Consider the following 1,046-nt stretch of genomic DNA (forward strand, 5'->3'; position numbering starts at 1 on the left):
CTATGAATAAAACAACTTTTAAAATATCGAAGATGGACTGCCCTTCGGAGGAAAACCTAATCCGAATGAAATTAGAGGGCCACTCGAATATTGAACATCTTGAGTTCGACATTCCTAACCGTCAATTAACTGTGTTTCATCATGACAATATAGAAGGGATAGAGACTGCTATTCATGACCTAAAATTAGGAGACACCCTACTCTCGACCGAAACCATTGACCCCTCTGATCCCAACAATAATTTTAAAATTGATGCTGATTCTAGTCACAAAAAAGATGCTGAGCAAAGAAAGCTACTATGGATAGTGCTGGTCATTAACTTTGCTTTCTTTATTATTGAAATGAGCACGGGACTGATTTCTCGTTCGATGGGGTTGGTCGCCGACAGCTTAGATATGTTAGCAGATAGCTTCGTGTACGGAATTAGCTTATTTGCGGTCGGTGGAACGGTCATTAAGAAAAAACGGATTGCTAGAATTGCCGGATATTTTCAAATTACGCTAGCGATTCTTGGTTTTTTAGAAGTACTAAGACGTTTCTTTGGCAATGAGCAGTTACCTGACTTTTCTACCATGATAGTCATATCGATTCTTGCGCTAATTGCAAACTCGATTTGCCTCTATTTACTACAAAAATCGAAAAGCAAAAAAGAAGAAGCCCATATGCAAGCCAGTATGATTTTCACTTCAAACGATGTGATTATCAATTTAGGGGTAATTGTTGCAGGGATTTTGGTTAATTGGTTACACTCTAGTACGCCTGATTTGATTATTGGTAGCATCGTATTTGCTTTAGTTATTCAGGGCGCCTTTAGAATATTGAAGTTGAGTAAGTAGCCAAGCCTAATAACTGAAGCAAATAGCTCAAGTAAGTAGCTTAATTAAACCGCTAAGTGTAAAGTAACTGGGTTTGAAGCAAATAAACATCATAAGGATATGAGACCTCAAGCAATGATTGAACAAACTTTAAATCTAGTCACCACCAAAGACCATCAGCAAGTTGCCGTTTGGCGAATAATAGATGATGAAGTCTTTGATAAGAATCTG

Annotated in this window: 1 protein-coding gene; it reads left to right on the plus strand. The window is 37.8% G+C overall.

All coding sequences use genetic code 11. From position 1 onward, the window contains the following. Positions 1-2 precede the first annotated feature (2 nt). On the plus strand, positions 3-836 hold the full coding sequence (locus BTW00_RS13710; protein ID WP_058368786.1) for a cation transporter: 834 nt from the start codon (positions 3-5) through the stop codon (positions 834-836). Positions 837-1,046 lie beyond the last annotated feature (210 nt).

The organism is Psychrobacter sp. C 20.9 (assembly GCF_001921765.1).
In the GTDB taxonomy this organism is placed as follows: Bacteria; Pseudomonadota; Gammaproteobacteria; order Pseudomonadales; family Moraxellaceae; genus Psychrobacter; species Psychrobacter piscatorii_B.